This is a genomic window from Streptomyces sp. NWU339 (genome assembly GCF_003143855.1).
In the GTDB taxonomy this organism is placed as follows: Bacteria; Actinomycetota; Actinomycetes; order Streptomycetales; family Streptomycetaceae; genus Streptomyces.
Genome location: NZ_QFRK01000006.1, coordinates 1 through 15,929 on the forward strand (window position 1 = coordinate 1; position 15,929 = coordinate 15,929).

Genomic DNA, 15,929 nt, shown 5'->3' on the forward strand with positions numbered 1-15,929 from the left:
GGGGGGGGGGGGGCGGGGGGGGGGGCGGGGCGGTGGCGGGGCCCGGGGTGCTGCGGGGCGCTGGGGCGGGCGGGGCGGGCGGGTCCGGGCACGCGGCGGCGCGGCGGTTGTCCGGAGGCGTTGTCGGGGTTGTCGGCCACTTCCGTCACCTGCCGGGAGTCGATGCGGGCGTGGGCGTGACCGCGGTGGTCGGGGGAACGGCTGCGATGCTCGGTACCGCGTAGGGGGGCGGGGCCGTCGCGGTGGCCAGTGCCTCCGGGGGGATCACCAGGGGGGCGCGGGCGGCGGAGGCGGGGGTGGGGGCGCCCTTGACCTTGCCGTCGGGGCTCAGGAAGACGGGATCGCCGCCGGGCACCATGCCGAGTTCGCGTGCGCGGCGCTGCAGGGCGTCGGGGGCGGAGTAGGCGTCGATGTCCCGTTGCAGGGCCTGTTCCTCGTCGGTGAGGTTCTTCGTCTCCCGCTTGAGGTCGTCGAGTTCGAACGCGCCCTCGCTGAGGGCCGAGTTCAGCACCAGGAGCCCGATCAGGCCACCGCCCAGGAGAAGGACGACGAGCAGCACGAAGGGGGTGCGGGCCGCCTGGGCCCGTCCCGTGGGGAGGAGCCTCGCGAGACGGGCCGCCCTCCCCTTCAGTTCGGGTTTCCTGCTCACTCACGCTCCCCTGGGTTCGCCTGCCTTCCGCCCCCGCATGCCCTGCACGGCGCCGGGCTCACGTGTCGTGACCGCCTCACGTGCCCCCTCCGCCTCACACGTCTCATTCAAGGTGCTCCCTGATCCGCTGGGCGCCCCGCAGCCGCGCGGGTGCGGCCCGCCGGTTCTCGGCGATCTCCTCCTCGGTGGGAAGTTCGGCACCGCGCGTGAGCAGCTTGAGCCGGGGCTGGTAGCGCTCGGGGACGACGGGCAGCCCGGCGGGCGCGGTGGTGGCGGCGCCCGCCGCGAACACCTGCTTGACCAGCCGGTCCTCCAGGGAGTGGTACGACAGCACGGCGATCCGGCCACCGACGTCGAGCGCCTTCACCGCGGCCGGGACGGCCCGCTCCAGTACGGAGAGTTCGCCGTTGACCTCGATGCGCAGGGCCTGGAAGGTGCGCTTCGCCGGATTGCCGCCGGTGCGCTTGGCGGCCTGCGGAAGCGCGTCCCGGATCAGCTCGACCAGGCGTGCGCTGGTGGTGAACGGCTCCTTCTCCCGCTCGCGCACCACCGCGGCCACGATCCGCTTGGCCTGCTTCTCCTCGCCGTAGGCGCGCAGGATGCGGACGAGTTCACCGGGCGGGTAGGTGTTGAGGACGTCGGCGGCGCTGACGCCGGTCGTCTGGTCCATGCGCATGTCGAGCGGGGCGTCCTGGGCGTAGGCGAAGCCCCGGTCGGCCTCGTCGAGCTGCATGGAGGAAACCCCCAGGTCGAACAGGACGCCTTGCACGCGCGTGATGCCGAGCCGGTCGAGCACCTCGGGGAGTTCGTCGTAGACGGCGTGCACCAGGGTGGCGCGCTCGCCGAACGGGGCGAGCCGCTCGCCGGACAGGCGCAGGGCCTCCTTGTCCCGGTCCAGGGCGACCAGCCGCACCTCGGGGAACCGCGTCAGCAGGGCCTCGCTGTGGCCGCCGAGACCGAGGGTGCAGTCGACGACCACCGCTCCCGGCTGCTCCAGGGCGGGCGCCAGCATGTCCAGGCACCGCTGGAGCATCACCGGAACGTGCCGACTCTGCCCGCCCGTGTTCGCAAACGCTTCGCGCCCCATTGGATCTGGGCCCTCTCAAGGTCCGGCGCGGCCGTGACGCACCGCCGGGTCCCCGCCCCTCCCCCGTGTGGACGGGGCGGCCTGCCGGCGCCGGAGGCGTCAGCCGGCCGGGAACGGGAGGAGGCCTAGCCGTACGTACGCGCAGCGCACGCGGGGAGATCTCCGGGACGCTGCCCGGGTCTCCGGGGGAAATCAGTGCAGCGGGGAGAGTCTCGCCTCCCCGCTGCGCGTCACTTTAGTCCACGGTTTCGCCCGGTCAATCAACCGGCCTGTGCGGCGCGGCCCTCGGCTCGACGACACCCCGCGTCAAGGGAAACCACCCGTACGAGGAGGATCACGCCACCCTTGTGGGTCATCTCACTCCAAAGCATGATGACGTTCTTTGTCCTGTCTCACAGCAGGACCGGAGAGCACGTGGCCAGTACCGTCATGACTATGACGACTTCTGCATCGGTTCCCGCGAGCTCCGGAAGCGCGACGGTCGACCACGGCACGGTCACCGACCGTCTGGTCGACGCCAACGAGCAGTACGCCGGCGCCTTCACCGACCCCGGGATGGACGCCCGCCCCGTTCTGCGCGTCGCCGTGGTGGCCTGCATGGACGCCCGGCTCGACCTGCACGCCGCGCTCGGCCTCGAACTCGGCGACTGCCACACCGTCCGCAACGCGGGCGGTGTGGTCACCGACGACGTGATCCGGTCGCTGACCATCAGCCAGCGCGCGCTGGGCACCCGCAGCGTGGTGCTCATCCACCACACCAACTGCGGCCTGGAGTCCATCACCGAGGAGTTCCGGCACGACCTGGAGATGGAGGTCGGTCAGCGTCCGGCCTGGGCCGTGGAGTCCTTCCGCGACGTCGACCAGGACGTACGGCAGTCGATGCAGCGGGTGCGCACCTCACCGTTCCTGCTGCACACCGACGACGTACGTGGGTTCGTCTTCGACGTGAAGACCGGCCTGCTGCGCGAGATCGACCCCGCCTGACCTGCTGCCCCGCCCCGAGGACGGCCGGCCTCCGGCCCCACAAAGGCCACATGGCCTGACATATCGCCGCCGGTTGTCCACAGGCGAGTGACACGAATCGGTAACGGCGGCAAGAATGCGGGAGTGGTGCCGCGCGGAACTTTTCCCGTGCGGTGCCCGTGATTCGGGGTGAGCCGGGCCGCACAGCAAGGTGCCGGCCCGGACATTTGGGGCCCTTGTTCCTTGGGAGCGGGGGGAAAGGCCGAGGAGGGCCGGGTGCCGACCTATGACGATCGAGCGAGCCTTGGGGGTACCCCCACGCGAGCGCGGCCCAGCGTGGGGGATGACCTGACCGCCGTGGTCGAGCGGGTGCGGGATTCGGTGGAGAGCGTGATCGAGGGCAAGCCCGAGGTCGTCCGGCTCTCGCTGACCGTGCTGCTCGCCGAGGGGCATCTGCTCATCGAGGACGTTCCGGGAGTCGGCAAGACGATGCTGGCCAAGGCGCTGGCACGGTCCATCGACTGCTCGGTGCGGCGCATCCAGTTCACACCGGACCTGCTGCCGTCGGACATCACCGGTGTGTCCATCTGGGACCAGCAGCGTCAGGAGTTCGAGTTCAAGCCGGGCGCCATCTTCGCGCAGGTGGTGATCGGTGACGAGATCAACCGCGCGTCGCCGAAGACGCAGTCCGCGCTCCTGGAGTCGATGGAGGAGCGCCAGGTCACCATCGACGGCAGGACCTACGAGCTGCCCAGCCCCTTCATGGTGGTGGCGACGCAGAACCCGGTCGAGATGGAGGGCACCTATCCGCTGCCGGAGGCCCAGCGCGACCGGTTCATGGCCCGGGTCTCGGTCGGCTACCCGAGCGCGGAGGCCGAGCTGCAGATGCTGGACGTGCACGGCGGGGTCTCCCCGCTGGAGGACCTCCAGCCGGTGGCCCACGCGCACGAGATCCTGAAGCTGATCGAGACGGTGCGCGCCGTCCATGTCGCCGAGCCGATACGCCGGTACGTGGTGGAGCTGGTCGCCGCCACCCGCACGCACCCCGACCTCAGACTCGGTGCCTCGCCGCGCGCGACACTGCACCTGCTGCGCGCGGCGAAGGCGTCCGCGGCGCTGAACGGCCGGGATTACACCCTGCCGGACGACGTGCAGGCGCTCGCCGCGGCCGTGCTGGCCCACCGGCTGCTGCCCACCGCCCAGGCCCAGCTCAACCGCCGCACCGCGGAGCAGGTGGTCCAGGAGATCCTGCAGCGCACCCCGATGCCCGCCGCCGCCCCGCAGCAGGCCGGCATCGGCCTGGGCCGGGGCGGTCTCGGGTACGGCCGGCAACAGCCGCGGAGGCTGTGATGACCACCGCGGGATCGGCCCGCGCGGAGGGCGACCGCGGTGACAAGGGCGGCCTGCGCACGGCTCTGGCCGGGCTGACCACCCGCGGGCGCTCCTTCCTGGCCGCCGGTGTGGCCGCCACGGCCTGCGCCTACGTGCTCGGGCAGAGCGATCTGCTGCGGGTCGGGCTGCTGCTGGCGGTGCTGCCGCTGATGTGCGCGGGCGTGCTCTACCGCACCCGCTACCGGGTCGCGGGCAGCCGCCGGCTGTCCCCCGCGCGGGTGCCCGCCGGCTCCGAGGCGCGGGTGCATCTGCGGATGGACAACGTCTCCCGCATGCCCACGGGTCTGCTGATGCTCCAGGACCGGGTGCCCTACGTGCTCGGGCCGCGTCCCCGGTTCGTGCTGGACCGGGTGGAGGCGGGCGGCCGCCGCGAGGTGTCCTACCGGGTCCGCTCCGACCTGCGCGGCCGCTATCCGCTCGGCCCCCTGCAGCTGCGCCTGTCCGACCCGTTCGGGATGTGCGAGCTGACCCGGTCCTTCTCGACGTACGACACGCTGACGGTGATCCCGCGCGTGGAGCCGCTGCCGCCGGTGCGGCTGAGCGGTGAGGCGAAGGGGTACGGCGACGGACGGCAGCGTTCGTTGGCGCTGGCCGGCGAGGACGACGTGATCCCGCGCGGCTACCGCTACGGCGACGATCTGCGCCGGGTGCACTGGCGTTCCACCGCGCGCTACGGCGAGCTGATGGTGCGCCGCGAGGAACAGCCGCAGCGGGCCCGCTGCACGGTGCTGCTGGACACCCGTGCCATCGCCTACGACGGCGCGGGGCCCGACTCGGCGTTCGAGTGGGCGGTGTCGGGCGCGGCCTCCGTCCTGGTGCACCTGCTGGAGCGGGGCTTCTCGGTGCGGCTGCTGACCGACACCGGCAACTCGGTGCCGGGCGAGGGCTCCGACGGGTTCGCGGGCGCGAGCCAGGAGTCGGCGGACGCGGCCGGGCTGATGATGGACACCCTCGCCGTGGTCGACCACTCCGACGGGGCGGGCCTGTCCCGGGCGTACGACATGGTCCGCGGGGGGAACGAGGGGCTGCTGGTGGCCTTTCTCGGCGATCTCGACGAGGAGCAGGCGGCGGTGCTCGCCCGGATGCGGCAGCGCAGCGGGGGCGCCGTCGCCTTCGTGCTGGACAGCGGGACCTGGCTGCGGGAACCGTCGGACGTGTCCGCCCCGTCGGACGGGGGCGGGGAGCGGCTGCGGATGCTGCGCGAAGCGGGCTGGACGGCCGTGAGCGTGCCGCGGGGCGCCTCCCTGGAGGAGCAGTGGCGGCTGGCCGACCGGGAGCGGTTCGGTCTGGTGGCGGCGCGCGGTGGAGAGGGAGCAGGGTGAGCGGACGACTACGGCTGACGCTGGCCTCGTGGGCGGCCACGCTGCTGGCCGCGTGCGCGCTGCTGCCCCTGGTCAAGCCGGCCTCCTGGGTCGTGCAGGCGGCCTTTCTCCTGGCCGTGCAGTCCGGCGCGGGCGCGCTGGCCCGGCGGGTGCCGCTGGCCCGCCCGCTGACCGTGGCCGTGCAGGCGCTGGTCGCGCTCGTGCTGCTGACGCTGGTGTTCGCGCGTGAGCACGCGTTCGCCGGCCTGGTTCCGGGACCTGACGCCTTCCGCTTCTTCGCCGAGCTGCTCGAACAGGGCGGCACCGACGTCGGCCGTTACGCGATACCGGCGCCGTTGTCCGACGGCATCCGGCTGATGCTGATCGGCGGGGTCCTGCTGATCGGACTGCTGGTGGACACCCTCGCGGTGACCTTCCGCAGCGCGGCCCCGGCCGGGCTTCCGCTGCTCGCGCTGTACTCGGTGGCCGCGGGACTGTCCGACGACGGCGGCGACGGCTGGCTGTGGTTCCTGCTGGCGGCGGTCGGCTATCTGACGCTGCTCCTCGCGGAGGGACGTGACCGGCTCTCCCAGTGGGGGCGGGTGTTCGGCGGGGCGGCGCGGGGCCCGGCCACCGAGTCGACCGGAGCCTCCGCCCCGGTACGCACCGGCCGGCGGATCGGGCTGCTGACGGTGGGCATCGCCCTGGTGGCGCCGCTCGCCCTGCCCACGATGAACGGCGGCCTGCTGGACCCTGCGGGTTCGGGCGTCGGCTCGGGCTCCGGCGGGGGCGGCACGATCTCCGCGGTGAACCCGCTGGTGTCGCTGCGCGACTCGTTGAACGTGGACGAGGACCGCCAGGTCATGTCCGTGCGCACCGAGATGGAGGACGTCTCGGACCTGTACCTGCGGATCGTCTCCCTGGACGACTTCGACGGCACCACCTGGAAGCCGTCCAAGCGGTCCATCACCACCGTGCCCGACGGCGCCTTCCCGACTCCGGCCGGCCTCGGCCCGGACGTCGAGCGCGCGGAGATCTCCACGACGGTCTCGACCGCCGACTGGTACGGGCAGGACTGGCTGCCGATGCCGTATCCGCCGAGCGGCGTGGACATCAGGGGAAACTGGCGCTACGAGCCCGTCGGGATGACGCTGGTCGGCGACCACGGCCAGAACACCCGGGGACTGACGTACGGCGTGCGCAGCCTCGACATACGGCCCACGGCGGAGCAGCTGGCCGACGCGTCGGCGCCGCCGGCCGCCCTGAAGCGGGACTACACCGAGCTGCCGGACTCGCTGCCCACGCTGGTGTCCCGGACCGCCCGCCAGGTCACCGAGGGGGCGACGAACGACTACGACCGGGCGGTCAGGCTCCAGGAGTACTTCGCCTCGACCGGCGGCTTCAAGTACGACACCGAGGTCGCCGTCGGCAGCGGCTCACAGGCGATCGCCCGCTTCCTGAGGGACAAGGAGGGCTTCTGCGTCCACTTCTCCTTCGCCATGGCGTCGATGGCCCGGTCGCTGGACATACCCGCCCGGGTCGCGGTGGGCTTCGCGCCCGGCACCCCGCAGGCGGACGGCTCGGTGTCGGTGGGACTGCGGGACGCGCACGCCTGGCCGGAGCTGTACTTCGAGGGCGTGGGCTGGACCCGCTTCGAGCCGACCCCCACCCGTGGTTCGGCGCCCTCCTACACCGTGCCGGACACCTCGGACAGCACGGTGCCCGACCCGGCCCAGCCGTCCGAGGCCGCGTCCTCGGAGCCCTCGGCCGCCCCGTCGTCGCGCGAGGGCTGCACGCTGGAGCAGCGAAGGCTGGACGGTGACTGCGAGAGCGAGGCGCCGTCGGCGGCGCTGCCCACGGACGGCGACGGGCCCCGGTGGTACACGGTGCTGGCGTGGGCGTCGGCGGGTCTCGCCGTCCTGGTGCTGCCGCTGGCGCCGATGTTGTGGCGGCTGCGGACCCGGGCGGTGCGCCTGGGCGCGCACGGCCGTTCGGAGGCGGGCGCGGCCGCGCACGTCCTGGCCGTCTGGGACGAGCTGACCGACACCGCGTGGGACTTCGGCATCTCCCCGGACGAGTCACTGACCCCGCGCAAGGCGGCGGCCCGGATCGTCCGGCTCGGCCGGCTCGACCCGGATGCCGCGGCCTCGGTGCACCGGGTGGCGGACGCCGTGGAGCAGGTCCTCTACGCGCCGCGGCCGCGCCCCGCAGTGGGACCGGCGGACGACGTGCGCCGGGTGACGGCCGGTCTGCGGTCCATGGCCGACCGTGGCACGCGGCTGCGCGCGCTGTTCGCCCCGCGCTCGGCGGTGCGGGTGGTGTGGGCGGTGTCGGCCCGGTGGGCCGGCGTCCGGGAACGCGCCCTCGCGCTGCGGCCGACATGGCGGCCGACGTGGCGGCGGCCCACGTAGCGGAAGCCGCTGCGGGAGCCCTCGCGGCGGCAGGGGTGAAGCGGGAGTGAAGCAGGCGGGGTGAGGCGGGGGCCGAGCGGAGCTGTGCGGCCCCCGCCTCCGGGCCCCGGTGCGGACATGGATCAGGGGGTGGCCACCGGGTCGGTGGCCACCCCCTGATCCATGTCTTCAGATGTCCTGGGGCTGTCTGCGGGAACTACTGCCCGCCGCCCTGTTCGTCGCGGCGGCGCTGCCAGCGCTCCTCTATGCGATTCATCACGGAGCGCCGCTGCCTGCCTTGACGGCCGGACTGCCGCGGACCCGCGGAGCCCTCGGCTCCGACGGCCTGCTCACCGGGCTTGGGGGCCTTGCGCCAGCCCGTCACGGCGAGAACCGCGCAGCCCAGCATGACGAGGAAGCCCACCACGCTGAGCCAGACCTGCTGGGCGACCATTCCGGCCATGAGGAGCGCAATACCTACGAGGAAGCCCGCGACCGCCTGGTAGACCCGCCGACGGGTGTACGTACGGAGGCCACTTCCCTCGAGCGCCGACGCGAACTTGGGATCTTCGGCGTACAGCGCTCGCTCCATTTGCTCGAGCATGCGCTGCTCGTGCTCCGAGAGCGGCACGGCGTCCTCCTCATCGTGCAAGTCGCCGGGGCGACCCGGGGGGGTCCCTTCAGGATAGGCAGGGAATCGACCCCGTGAAACCCGCCCCTCTGCGCCAATTGGCCGACCAGAACCCGCCATGCGCGTCCCGGGCCGCTCGAGATTTCTCATTCCCCGATGGCCGAGCCGTCATGCCGGACGGTCTCCCCCGATCATACGGTGCCCCGCCGCCATTCGGGGGGCCTGGGGCGCACTCCATGCGCAGGCAGGCCGACGGACGCGTCGCTGATCAGCGACGCGTCACAGGCGATCATTCAAGCCCCGGTGGTCCCCCGCGCCTCACCGAGCACATGGAGTTGGGTGGCCACGGAGTGGAAGGCGTCGAGTTCCGCCGCCGCGGCCTCCAGCTTCAGCAGCGCGTCCAGGGCTCCGGGCTCGGTGTCCACGAGCACGCCGGGGACGAGATCGGCGAAGACCCGCACCCCGTGCACGGCGCCGACCCGCAGTCCCGCGTCCTCGACCAGACCGGTGAGCTGGTCGACGGTGAAGCGGCGCGGTACGGGATCGCCCGTGCCCCATCGACCGTTCGGGTCATCGAGCGCCTGCCGGGCCTCCTTGAAGTGACCGGCGAGGGCGCGGGCGAGCACGGCGCCGCCGAGGCCGGCGGCGAGCAGGCTGAGAACACCTTCGGGGCGCAGGGCCGCCACCGTGTTGCGCACGCCCTCGGCCGGGTCGTCGACGTACTCCAGGACGCCGTGGCACAGCACCGCGTCGTAGCCTCCGCGCTCGACCACGTCGAAGAGGCCGTGCACGTCACCCTGGACGCCCCTGACCCGGTCGGCGACCTCCTCCTCGACGGCGCGGCGCTCCAGGGCGAACAGCGCGTCGGGGCTGGGGTCGACGACGGTGACCCGGTGGCCGAGACGGGCCAGGGGCACCGCGAAGTTGCCGCTGCCACCGCCGGTGTCGAGGACGTCCAGCGCCGGCCGGCCGGTCGCCTCGGTCCGGCGCTGCAGGGCGTCCTGAAGGATCTCCCAGACCACGGCGGTACGGAGAGCGGCGCGGGGGCGCAGGGTGTCCGACACGGCAGTTGACTCCTCGGCGCGGCACCGCCTCATTCACGGCGGAGCGATCGGGCTGCCTCCCCGGCCCGGACATGCGTAAGGACGGCGGAGGCTTCAGGCGTCTTCCACCCTATTGCCTGCGGCACGCTCCCCCGCCACCGCGGGGCGGTGCCCCGGGCCGCCCCGCGGCGGCGGGCGCCGGTGCGCCCGCGCGGGTCAGCCGGCGTCGGGCATGTCCCGGTCCGCGCCGCCGCCGGGGTCGTGGCCGGCGGGGTCGTGGCCGGCGGGGCGGGTGGTGCGGGCGGTGCGGTTCGGGTGCTCCGCGTCGCTGCGGGGCTGCGGGAGGACCGGCTGGAGGACGAGCATCCGCTCCACCAGGCGCAGGAACATCGTCACGTCCCGTATCAGGTCGTCGGCGTCCCGGCCGCTCGCCGCGTCCCGGATGCCCGCCTCGGCCCGTGCGCGACGCCGGGCGCCCGAAGCGAACAGGGCGCTCCACTCGGTGAGTTCGGGCGCGATCTCGGGGAGCACTTCCCAGGCGCTGCGGATCCTGCTCCGGGCCCGGGGCGAGGTCTCGGGCCGTCCCCGCGCGGCGAGCACGGCGGCGGCGGTGCGCAGGGCGGCGAGGTGGGCCGTCGCATAGCGCTCGTTGGGTGTGTCGAGGACGGCGGCCTCGTCGAGTCCGGCACGGGCCTGGGCGAGCAGGTCGAGGGCGGCGGGCGGGGCGGTGGCGCGGCGCGGCACGGGGTGGACGTCGTCCGCCGGGCCGGTCAGTGAGGGGGCAGGGCCGGTTGCGCGGCGCCGACGGGCGGCCGCTGCGGAGGAGTGGGCCATGACGAACCTCCTGTCGTCTTCGTGACGGCATCCCCTGCTACCGGGTGCCGTATGTGCTCATCGTGCGGTATGGCACTGACAATCCGTTCTGACCTGGGCTTTCGCTTCGATCGAAAGTTCGAGCCCGGACCGGCCGCCCCCTGGGCCGAGCCTGTGGAGGGGCGGGGCGACGGTCCTGTGACAATCAGGGCCATGGAACGCAGCAGCACCGCCTCGGGCGGCAGCACCCGCCGCGAGGCCACCCGGCAGAAGCTCTACGAGGCGGCCGTCACCCTCATCGCCGAACAGGGTTTCTCCGCCACCACGGTGGACGAGATCGCCGAGCGGGCAGGGGTCGCGAAGGGCACGGTCTACTACAACTTCGCGAGCAAGTCGGTCCTCTTCGAGGAGCTGCTGCGGCACGGGGTCGGGCTCCTCGCCGCCTCGCTGCGGGAGGCTGCCGACCGGACGGCCCTCCAGGGCGGCGGCAGGGGCGACGCCCTGGACGCGATGATCCGCGCGGGGCTCGTCTTCATCGACCGCTACCCGGCCTTCACCCAGTTGTACGTGGCCGAACTGTGGCGCACCAACCGGGCCTGGCAGTCCACGCTGCTGGTGGTCCGGCAGCAGGCCGTGGCGGTCGTCGAGGACGTGCTGCGCGAGGGTGTGGAGAGCGGCGAGTTCAGCGCGGAGACCGACGTTCCGCTGACGGCGGCGGCGCTGGTCGGCATGGTGCTGGTGGCCGCGCTCGACTGGCAGTCCTTCCAGCCGGGGCGCTCCCTGGACGAGGTGCACGCGGCGCTGTCCCGGCTGCTGCAGGGACACGTGGGCGGCCGCCGCTGAGCCGGCCGGTCGGGCGCCCCGGCGCGCACGAAAGCGCCGGTCCGGCGGTGGCTGCGTCCCCCGCAAGCCACTGCCGGACCGGCACCTTCGTGCTCCCCCGTGATTCCCCCTGTACGCCCCCCGTTGCGGTCGTCCCCCGGGACCCCCCGTGCCTCGCTCCCGCCGACGACGCCGACGGAAGGAGCGGATCGCGGGCCGGTCCGTTTCCGGCGCCCCGTGTCGCCGGTTCCGGGGCCGTGCCCCCTCTCCGTGCTCTCCACTTTCTCGTTTCCGCAGGTCGTGGCCCATCCGCGCGCGTACTCATCTCGGGAACTAGGTACGGATACTCAGTCCTGCGCACCCGCCCCCACGACGCCGTGCCGTCGACTGGTCACCGGAGCGGGGGCTCCGGTACTCGGGGCCGGGGTGTCAGCGGGGGCGGATAAAGTCCCTGGCATGGCACGGATTGCGGTGATCGGCGCCGGGATGGGCGCGATGGCGGCCGCTGCCCGGCTGGCCGTCGCGGGCCACCGGGTGGCGGTGTACGAGCGGACGGACACGTACGGCGGCGCGCTGCGCCGGCTGGAGTGGGACGGCTTCGCGTTCGACACCGGCCCCGGGCTGCTCCCGCTGCCCGCGGTCTACCGCGATCTGTTCGTCAAGACCGGCAAGGAGCCGTTGGACGCCTGCGTCGACCTGGTCCAGGTCGACCCGTCGTCCCACCACGTGTTCGCGGACGGTACGCGTGTCTCGCTGCCGAACGCGTCCCGCGCGGGCGTCGTCTCCGCCCTGCAGGAGGCCCTCGGTCCCACTGCCGGACAGCGCTGGGGCGACTTCCTGGTGCGCGCCCGCGAGGCCTGGGACAGGACCCGCAGACCGCTCCTGGAGGAGCCGCTGTGGCCCAACTGGCGGGTGCTCGCCGGCCGCGAGCCCTACCCGGCCGTCCCCCACAAGAAGCTGCTGCGCACGCGCACCGCGGGCACGCTCGCCGAAATCGGTGCCTGGGAGCTGCGCGATCCCCGGCTGGTCTCCCTGCTGGGGAGTTACGCGCTCGAGCACGGCCTCGACCCCCGGTCCACCCCGGCGAGCGCGGCGGTGCTGCCGTACATGGAGCACGCCTTCGGCACCTGGTACGTCCGCGGCGGCATGCGGGAACTGGCCCGCGCGGTGTACGAGCGGTGTGTGGCCCGCAGGGTGGAGTTCCACTTCGGCGCCGAGGTCACCGGCGTGCTGGAGAAGGACGGCCGGGTGGCGGGCGTGGAGTTCACCGGGGGCGGGACGGTCGCCGAGGCGGACCACGTGGTCGCCGGGGTGACGCCCGCGGTGCTGGACCGGCTGACCCGGGGGACACCGGTGCGCGGTGACGGCGAGGTCCCGGGCAGGACCGGGGCGGCGAGCCGGCTGACGGTGCTGCTGGCGCTGCGCGGGGGGCGTCCGGAAGGGACACCGCACCGGACGGTCGTGCACGCGGAGGACCGGGAGGCCGAACTGGAGTCCCTGACCGGCTCCCCCGCGAACCTGCCCGCACACCCCACGGTCACGGTCCTGCGGCCCGACGACCCGGCGCTGGTCCCCGACGGCGCCCATGAGGCGGTCACCCTCACCTCGGTGGTGCCCCCGGGCGCCGGGCCGGACCTGGACGAGCACGCGCAGCGCATGATCACCGCCGCCGAGCGGGCGGTACCCGGCCTGCGCGACCGTCTGATCCGGCACGAGGTGCGTACCCCGGCCGACATCGCGGAGGCGACGGGCGCGGAGGGCGGAGCGGTGCCCGTACCGGCGCTCGCCGCGGCGGGCGGACGGCTGCTCCACCCGTCCAACGGCACACGCCTGCCGGGGCTGTTCACGGTCGGCGGGTGGTCGCACCCCGGCGGGGGGCTGCCGCACGCCGGGATGTCGGGCGCGCTGGTCGCCGGCCTGATCGTGGAGGGTCCGGAGTTCCGCGGCTCCCAGTGAACGGCGGGACGCCTTCGGATCCGGGCGGCTCCGGGCGGATCAGTAGCGGTACTGCTGCTCGTCGTACCCGTTGCCGTTCCCGGACGCCTGGCCCGTCTGGCCGTCGCCCTGGTACGGGTACGGCTGCTCCTGCGGGAGTTCACCGCCGTACAGGTCGTCGGCGTTGCGCTGCTGCGGGACCCACAGGCCGCCGGACGGGGTCTCGCCGCCGTAGGTGCCGCCGTACTGGTCCTGGCCGTAGCCCTGTTGGCCGCACTGCTGCGGGTCGGTGTAACCGGTGCCGTAGGAGGCGTCGCCATAGCTCGAGTTGCCGATGTACGGGTCGGAGTAGGCGGCGTACTGCTGCTGGCCCGTGCTGTCGTAGGCGGCCTGCTGCTGGCCGTAACCGGAGTAGTCGTAGGCGTAGTTCTGGTCGGCGGCATAGCCCTGGTCGGGGCTCTGGGCGGTCGCCGCGTACTGGTCCTGGGCCGGGGTGCCGTACCCGCTGTCGCCGTTGTCACCGCTGTCGCCGTAGACGCCGTACGAGCCGGTGTCGTCGGGCATGGGCTGCGGCTCGTAGACGGCGGTGGTCTCGGCGGCCGTCGACTGCTCGGTGCGCGCCGGCGTGAACACGTCGTCGCGGTCGTAGTCGTCCGCGGCGTAGGCGTTCCGGTCGGTGCGGTAGGCGGCGGCCTCGTCGCCATAGCCGTCCCCGCCGCCGTAGCCGTCGCCGGTGGCCTCCAGGCCGGAGACCTCCAAGGTCGGCTCCTGCCGTCCGTGGTCAGCCCGGCCGCCCTTGACGGCGGCCAGCGCCGGGGCGTTGACCGCCCAGCCGGCCGCGAAGCCGCGGCGGAACGACAGGGTGACGTAGGTCTGGCCGATCGCGAAGGCCGCGGCACCCAGTCCGATGACGAGGACGACCTGGATCAGCACACCGAGCACGACGCCCAGGAAGCCGGCGAAGGCGAGCAGCCGCCAGCGCAGGCGTGCCTTGTACTGCAGCAACACCTCGCCGAGCAGCCACAACGCGACCACTCCGAACGCGATGTAGAGGACCGTCCAGCCCATGTACGCCCCTCTCCCAGCGGTCGCTACGCAGTGTGTCGTACACCGGTGCGACCGGTCTAGGCCCGCAGTGGGTGGTGCAGGCCCAGGTTCTCGTAGATTTCCAGCGTCGCCGTGGAGTTGTTGAGCGTGATGAAGTGCAGTCCGGGCACTCCCTCGGCCAGCAGCCGCGCGCAGAACTCCGTGGCGAACTCGATGCCAATGGAGCGTACCGCCGCCGGATCGTCCGCCGCTGCGAGGATCCGCTCTTTCAGGGCATCCGGGAACGACGCGTTACTGAGCTGCGGCAACCTCTCCAGCATCTTCACACTGGTCACCGGCATGACCTCGGGAATCACCGGTGTCTCGCAACCCGCCGCGTCGACTCGGTCACGCAGGCGCAGGTACGACTCGGGGTGGAAGAACATCTGGGTGATCGCGTAGTCGGCGCCCGCCCGGCACTTGTCGACGAAGTGCGCGACGTCCGTGTCCCACTCGGCCGACCTCGGGTGCATCTCCGGGAAGGCGGCGACGCCGACGCAGAAGTCTCCCGACTCCTTGATGAGCCGGACGAGTTCGGCGGCGTAGGTCAGCCCCTGCGGGTGCGGGATCCAGTCGGCCATCGGGTCGCCGGGCGGGTCGCCCCGCACGGCGAGCATGTTGCGGATCCCGGCGTCGGCGTACTGGCCGATGATGTTGCGCAGTTCGGCGACGGAGTGGTCGACCGCGGTGAGGTGGGCGACCGGGGTGAGCGTGGTGTCCGCGACGATCTGTTCGGTCTCGTGGACCGTGCCCGCGCGGGTGGAGCCCCCGGCACCGTAGGTGACGGAGACGAAGTCCGGGGCGACCGCCTCGACCCTGCGCAGCGCACTCCAGAGGTTCCGCTGACCCTTGGGGGTCTTCGGCGCCGAGAACTCGAACGAGTACGTCGTCTTTCCGGCGGCGAGCATGTCGCGCACGGTACGTGCGCGATCAGTCCTGGTCGATGCGGTTCCGAGGGCCATACCGGCAGGTTAGCCAGGGGGCGGCGGTCCCCCAACCGAATGAGGGTTATTTGCCTGATTAGCCGCTTTCTTGTCCACCCTTTGGACAAACCTGAGACGAACCCGGTCACCGGGCGCCGGACGCCGCCCGCAGCCGCTTCGCGAACTCGGACGCCGCCGCGCCCGGGTCGTCCGCCTCGGTGATGGCCCGTACGACGACGACCCGGCGGGCTCCGGCCTCCAGCACCTCGTCGAGGTTGCCGAGGTCGATGCCGCCGATGGCGAACCAGGGGCGGTCGGTGCCGAGGGCAGCGGCGTACCGGACCAGGTCGAGGCCGGGGGCGTGGCGGCCGGGCTTGGTGGGGGTGGGCCAGCAGGGGCCGGTGCAGAAGTAGTCCACGCCCTCCTGCACGGCCGCCGCGGCCGCCTCGGACTCGGCGTGCGTGGAGCGGCCGATCAGGACGTCCTCGCCGAGGACGGCTCGGGCCGCGGGGACGGGGAGGTCGCCCTGACCGAGGTGCAGTACGTCGGCGCCGGCGGCGTGGGCGACGTCCGCGCGGTCGTTCACCGCGAGCAGCTTGCCGTGCCGGGCGCAGGCGTCCGCGAGGACCGCCAGGTGCTCCAGCTCCTCGCCGGCCTCCATGCCCTTGTCCCTCAGCTGCACGATGTCGACGCCGCCGGCCAGGACCGCGTCCAGGAACTCCGCGAGATCGCCCTGCCGCTTGCGGGCGTCGGTGCAGAGATAGACCAGGGCGTCGGAGAGCCGGGCGCGCGCGGCGGTGCCTGCGACGGTGCTTGCGGCAGTGCCTGCGGCAGTGACTGGCATGCGGGTGTCCCCCCGTGTGTCGGTGGCGGCCGGACCGGGGCGGACCCGGG

The 15,929-nt window shown here is 73.2% G+C and carries 14 protein-coding genes; 6 read left to right on the plus strand and 8 right to left on the minus strand.

Features of this window, described 5'->3' with window-relative positions; translation table 11 throughout:
* Nucleotides 1-145: 145 nt before the first annotated feature.
* Nucleotides 146-649 (minus strand): septum formation initiator family protein, encoded by a 504-nt coding sequence (locus tag DIZ27_RS09330; protein ID WP_109377873.1) that lies wholly within the window; start codon nt 647-649, stop codon nt 146-148.
* Between the two features lie 103 nt (nt 650-752).
* The gene (gene rsmH, locus DIZ27_RS09335; RefSeq protein WP_109377874.1) at nt 753-1,736 is read right to left on the minus strand and encodes a 16S rRNA (cytosine(1402)-N(4))-methyltransferase RsmH; all 984 of its coding nucleotides are present in this window, start codon (nt 1,734-1,736) and stop codon (nt 753-755) included.
* Nucleotides 1,737-2,171: 435 nt separating this feature from the next.
* Here rsmH and DIZ27_RS09340 point away from each other — a divergent pair, with 435 nt between their 5' ends.
* From DIZ27_RS09340 to DIZ27_RS09355, 4 genes are all read left to right on the plus strand, one after another.
* Entirely contained in the window at nt 2,172-2,720 is a 549-nt protein-coding gene (locus DIZ27_RS09340; RefSeq protein WP_109377875.1) for a carbonic anhydrase, read from the plus strand.
* Nucleotides 2,721-2,975: 255 nt separating this feature from the next.
* Nucleotides 2,976-4,049, plus strand: a complete 1,074-nt coding sequence (locus tag DIZ27_RS09345; protein WP_375231946.1) for an AAA family ATPase — start codon at nt 2,976-2,978, stop codon at nt 4,047-4,049.
* Nucleotides 4,049-5,413, plus strand: a complete 1,365-nt coding sequence (locus DIZ27_RS09350) for a DUF58 domain-containing protein (protein ID WP_109377877.1) — start codon at nt 4,049-4,051, stop codon at nt 5,411-5,413. The genes DIZ27_RS09345 and DIZ27_RS09350 overlap by 1 nt, the downstream gene beginning before the upstream one ends.
* A complete protein-coding gene (locus DIZ27_RS09355) occupies nt 5,410-7,803 on the plus strand; it encodes a DUF3488 and transglutaminase-like domain-containing protein (RefSeq protein WP_109377878.1) in 2,394 nt (797 codons plus the stop codon). The genes DIZ27_RS09350 and DIZ27_RS09355 overlap by 4 nt, the downstream gene beginning before the upstream one ends.
* Nucleotides 7,804-7,999: 196 nt before the next feature.
* Here the strand turns inward: DIZ27_RS09355 and DIZ27_RS09360 are convergent, their stop codons facing one another.
* From DIZ27_RS09360 to DIZ27_RS09370, 3 genes are all read right to left on the minus strand, one after another.
* Entirely contained in the window at nt 8,000-8,413 is a 414-nt protein-coding gene (locus tag DIZ27_RS09360) for a DUF3040 domain-containing protein (RefSeq protein WP_109378087.1), read from the minus strand.
* A gap of 293 nt (nt 8,414-8,706) precedes the next feature.
* A complete protein-coding gene (locus DIZ27_RS09365; RefSeq protein ID WP_109377879.1) occupies nt 8,707-9,477 on the minus strand; it encodes a methyltransferase in 771 nt (256 codons plus the stop codon).
* Between the two features lie 195 nt (nt 9,478-9,672).
* Nucleotides 9,673-10,290, minus strand: coding sequence for an SAV_6107 family HEPN domain-containing protein (locus tag DIZ27_RS09370; RefSeq protein ID WP_109377880.1), 618 nt, complete (start codon nt 10,288-10,290; stop codon nt 9,673-9,675).
* Nucleotides 10,291-10,482: 192 nt separating this feature from the next.
* On the opposite strand from DIZ27_RS09370, the gene DIZ27_RS09375 reads away from it, so the two are divergent.
* Together DIZ27_RS09375 and DIZ27_RS09380 are read left to right on the plus strand one after the other, a co-directional pair.
* Complete coding sequence (locus tag DIZ27_RS09375; protein WP_109377881.1) at nt 10,483-11,112, plus strand: TetR/AcrR family transcriptional regulator; 630 nt, start codon at nt 10,483-10,485, stop codon at nt 11,110-11,112.
* Nucleotides 11,113-11,547: 435 nt separating this feature from the next.
* Nucleotides 11,548-13,047 carry an NAD(P)/FAD-dependent oxidoreductase gene (locus tag DIZ27_RS09380; protein ID WP_109377882.1) on the plus strand — a complete coding sequence of 500 codons (1,500 nt, stop codon included), beginning with the start codon at nt 11,548-11,550 and terminating at the stop codon, nt 13,045-13,047.
* Nucleotides 13,048-13,086: 39 nt separating this feature from the next.
* Here DIZ27_RS09380 and DIZ27_RS09385 read toward each other — a convergent pair whose 3' ends face one another.
* From DIZ27_RS09385 to thiE, 3 genes are all read right to left on the minus strand, one after another.
* The gene (locus DIZ27_RS09385) at nt 13,087-14,094 is read right to left on the minus strand and encodes a hypothetical protein (RefSeq protein ID WP_109377883.1); all 1,008 of its coding nucleotides are present in this window, start codon (nt 14,092-14,094) and stop codon (nt 13,087-13,089) included.
* A 56-nt stretch (nt 14,095-14,150) separates the two neighbouring features.
* Entirely contained in the window at nt 14,151-15,074 is a 924-nt protein-coding gene (gene metF / locus DIZ27_RS09390) for a methylenetetrahydrofolate reductase [NAD(P)H] (RefSeq protein WP_109377884.1), read from the minus strand.
* Between the two features lie 106 nt (nt 15,075-15,180).
* A complete protein-coding gene (gene thiE / locus DIZ27_RS09395) occupies nt 15,181-15,879 on the minus strand; it encodes a thiamine phosphate synthase (protein ID WP_109377885.1) in 699 nt (232 codons plus the stop codon).
* Nucleotides 15,880-15,929: the final 50 nt, after the last annotated feature.